Consider the following 3,075-nt stretch of genomic DNA (forward strand, 5'->3'; position numbering starts at 1 on the left):
AAGTTCTGCTCCATCTAGTTGTTATGTTCATTATAAATAAAAGTACCCTGTAAGAGAGACTTTTTTTAAGTGTCTATCTTATAGGGTACATTTTAGTATACGAGATGGCTCCTTTTGCTTTTAGAGAAGGGTCGATTAACTTCCCTTAAAAGCTCGATTGAGGCTAACACGATGTTGGTCACACAAGCGTTTCCGCAGGATGCGGAGTACTTAACTTGTGTTCCTCTACAATAATCAGTGGGGTTGAAGTAAACTCAAACCCACTGATTAAGTTTCGCTTTATTCTTGTTGGAAACGTAATTTTAAGCACGCTTTTTCGACATCATGCAGTGTCTCTTTTAAAGGAATTTCACCTGTAAAGAGTGAGATTGTAACAGGTGCTTTTTCTGTAATACCTTGTTGTGTTAAAACATAATTTTCACCGTTATACGTTAAGTACATATTTTTTACGGATCTTTTTCCGAAAGTGTTAGTAGATGTGTCGAAAAATGCCTTTAATTGATTACAGTATTCATTATAAAAGTCACTTTTAAAGCCAGAAAGCGTCTCAAATTTTTTACTATCAATAGTGCCAGCTTCATTAGCTAACTCGAAAACTTTAGCGGAAAATTCAGAAAAAACTTCTTTTACTTTTGTACGAATTAATGCTTTAGTATTATAACTGTTTAAGTCATCAGAAAGTGTGACTTTATTCATTGAAATAGCCTCCTGCATAAAAAAACATTTAAAATAAACTTGATAACATAAATGTATAAGAAAAATACAGGAATTTCAATATACTTAAACAATATTAAGATAATAGCCGTGTAAATAATAGTGAAAAATGGGTATATTTATGCGTTACGAGCACAAAAAAATGCTTCTTTTATTAGTCGTAAACATGGTACAACATGAGTTCATGAATCATTTTTTTAACATTCAATTCATTTGGAGGGATAGGTCCCGTCCAATGTATAACCCCATCTTTTAAATAATCTGCTGTATAGCGTTCACGTTGATAGAAGAATGAAATAGACCAGCCTGGAAGCTGAGAATTTTCGAATAAAGGCTTAAAGCTGAAATGCTGAATCATAACCAAACCCCATTTCTTTAAGTATGTAGTTAATATTATTGAAGGATAATGGTAATTTTGCAACTATTCACTTTACGAGCACTTTGTGAGTAGCGGAGATTAGCATCTTTAATTTAATGAAGATGGATAAAAATAGTTAATTATAGAGGGTATTCCTTTCTTCAAAAATCATTGCTCTGCTATAATGAGTGCAAAAGGCGACAAAATACGCCAACGATGAATTCATTGAAATGAGAGGATGCTAATGGACAATCTTTTAGGGACATTATTTTTTATGGCAGTCATTGGAGCTGCAATCGGTGGTGTAACAAATCATCTAGCCATTAAAATGCTTTTTCGCCCACATCAAGCTATTTATATTAAAAATTGGCGAGTACCATTTACACCAGGTCTTATTCCAAAACGACGTGACGAGTTAGCAAAGCAACTTGGACTAACCGTTGTGAATTATTTATTAACACCTGAAACTTTTAGAAAGAAATTTTTCTCAAAGGATATTCAAGACAAGGTTGAACAGTTTGTACAAACAAAGGTAGAAGAAACGATCTTTACAAATGATAAAACAATTCAGGATTGGCTAACATTAGCTGGGTTTTCCAACATGCCAGCAACAATTGAACAAAAGGTTGAAGCCATTGTTGAGGGACAATTTGAATCTGTTAAGAATACACTATCAACGAAATCAATTCGTACATTATTATCAGCAGATATTCAAAATACCATTGATGCAAAGATTCCTGAAGCAGTTGCTCATATTTTAAAAAAGGGTGAGGATTATTTTTTATCACCTGAGGGAGAACTAACGATAAAAGCGATGATTGATGATTTCTTGTCTTCCAAAGGATCACTTGGTGGAATGATTAATATGTTTTTAGGTGATTCATCTTCGCTTGTGGCAAAGGTTCAGCGTGAGCTTGTGAAATTATTACAGGCGCAAGGAACATCATCATTACTTACGAAAATTTTTACTCAGGAATGGGAGAAATTAAAAGATCGCCCAGCGATGGATTTCTTACAGGATATTCGTTTTGAACCAATATTATCGAAATTACAAACATACGTTAAAGAGCAATTGGCAGTTGAAGAGCGCTTGAATCATCCTATTTCGCATTATTGGCCAGAAGGTAGCTCGTGGATGAAGGAAACAGTAATCCCACAAGTGATCGAAAAAGCTTTTGTAAAAGCTGAAGACAAACTAGAAGATGTATTGAAGCGATTAAATTTACAGGAAGTAGTACGTGAGCAAGTTGATTCTTTCCCTGTGGAGAAATTAGAAGAGCTTGTACTAGGTATTTCAAAGCGTGAGTTTAAAATGATTACAGTCCTTGGTGCATTCCTTGGTGGATTGATTGGGATTGTGCAAGGATTAATCGTCTATTTTATTTAAAAAGGAGAAATATGTTTATGATTAATATTTACAATGAAATTAATGCACTTGAGGCAACTTTCCGTAAAACACCGGAATACGAAGCGTTGAAAAAAGCAGTTGCAGCTGTTAAGGAAGATGAAGAGGCATTAAATCTATTCAAAAACTTCCGTAATGTCCAAATAGAATTGCAAAGAAAGCAATTAGCTGGTGAAGAATTACTGGAAGATGAGCTTGTCTATGCACAAAAGGCAGCACAGCTTGCACAACAAAATGAAAAAATTTCAGCAATGCTTGGGGCGGAAATGAATTTAAGTAAGGTAATTGAAGAAGTAAACCGCATTTTAGTAAAACCTATACAAACATTGTATGAAGGGATTTAACAGCTTTTTAAGGTAAATCCCGGATTCTGCCGGTTATATTAAGAATCATTTTGAAGATTCTGGGCAGAAACTTCTGTAGGAATAAATAAACTAATATTTGCACATATAACAGGTAAGTAGAAAAACGTGTCTCAGCAATTCTGGGCACGTTTTCACTTTATCCCGCATTAACGGGCAGTAATTTATCTGTATCGAAGCGAAGAGTCAGGTACAAGACTCAAAATTCAGCGTAAGCAAAGAAGTTAGGTGGGAAG

General features: G+C 34.5%; 4 protein-coding genes. 2 read left to right on the forward strand and 2 right to left on the reverse strand.

What is annotated here, in order from left to right; translation table 11 throughout:
- Positions 1–279 precede the first annotated feature (279 nt).
- On the reverse strand, positions 280–696 hold the full coding sequence (locus ACIQXF_RS16340; RefSeq protein ID WP_402784635.1) for a hypothetical protein: 417 nt from the start codon (positions 694–696) through the stop codon (positions 280–282).
- Positions 697–868: 172 nt separating this feature from the next.
- On the reverse strand, positions 869–1,072 hold the full coding sequence (locus tag ACIQXF_RS16345; protein WP_402784638.1) for a YheE family protein: 204 nt from the start codon (positions 1,070–1,072) through the stop codon (positions 869–871).
- 244 nt (positions 1,073–1,316) lie between these two features.
- On the opposite strand from ACIQXF_RS16345, the gene ACIQXF_RS16350 reads away from it, so the two are divergent.
- Together ACIQXF_RS16350 and ACIQXF_RS16355 are read left to right on the forward strand one after the other, a co-directional pair.
- On the forward strand, positions 1,317–2,459 hold the full coding sequence (locus tag ACIQXF_RS16350) for a DUF445 domain-containing protein (protein WP_402784641.1): 1,143 nt from the start codon (positions 1,317–1,319) through the stop codon (positions 2,457–2,459).
- Positions 2,460–2,476: 17 nt separating this feature from the next.
- Positions 2,477–2,821, forward strand: coding sequence for a YlbF family regulator (locus tag ACIQXF_RS16355; RefSeq protein ID WP_402784644.1), 345 nt, complete (start codon positions 2,477–2,479; stop codon positions 2,819–2,821).
- Positions 2,822–3,075: the final 254 nt, after the last annotated feature.

It is taken from the genome of Lysinibacillus sp. NPDC097231, from assembly GCF_044761885.1.
GTDB lineage: Bacteria > Bacillota > Bacilli > Bacillales_A > Planococcaceae > Lysinibacillus.

What these genes read in the sequence shown, in the direction of transcription:
- ACIQXF_RS16355 (WP_402784644.1), top strand. Translation starts at nt 2,477, where the DNA reads ATGATTAATATTTACAATGAAATTAATGCACTTGAGGCAACTTTCCGT.
- ACIQXF_RS16345 (WP_402784638.1), bottom strand. Translation starts at nt 1,072, where the DNA reads ATGATTCAGCATTTCAGCTTTAAGCCTTTATTCGAAAATTCTCAGCTT.
- ACIQXF_RS16340 (WP_402784635.1), bottom strand. Translation starts at nt 696, where the DNA reads ATGAATAAAGTCACACTTTCTGATGACTTAAACAGTTATAATACTAAA.
- ACIQXF_RS16350 (WP_402784641.1), top strand. Translation starts at nt 1,317, where the DNA reads ATGGACAATCTTTTAGGGACATTATTTTTTATGGCAGTCATTGGAGCT.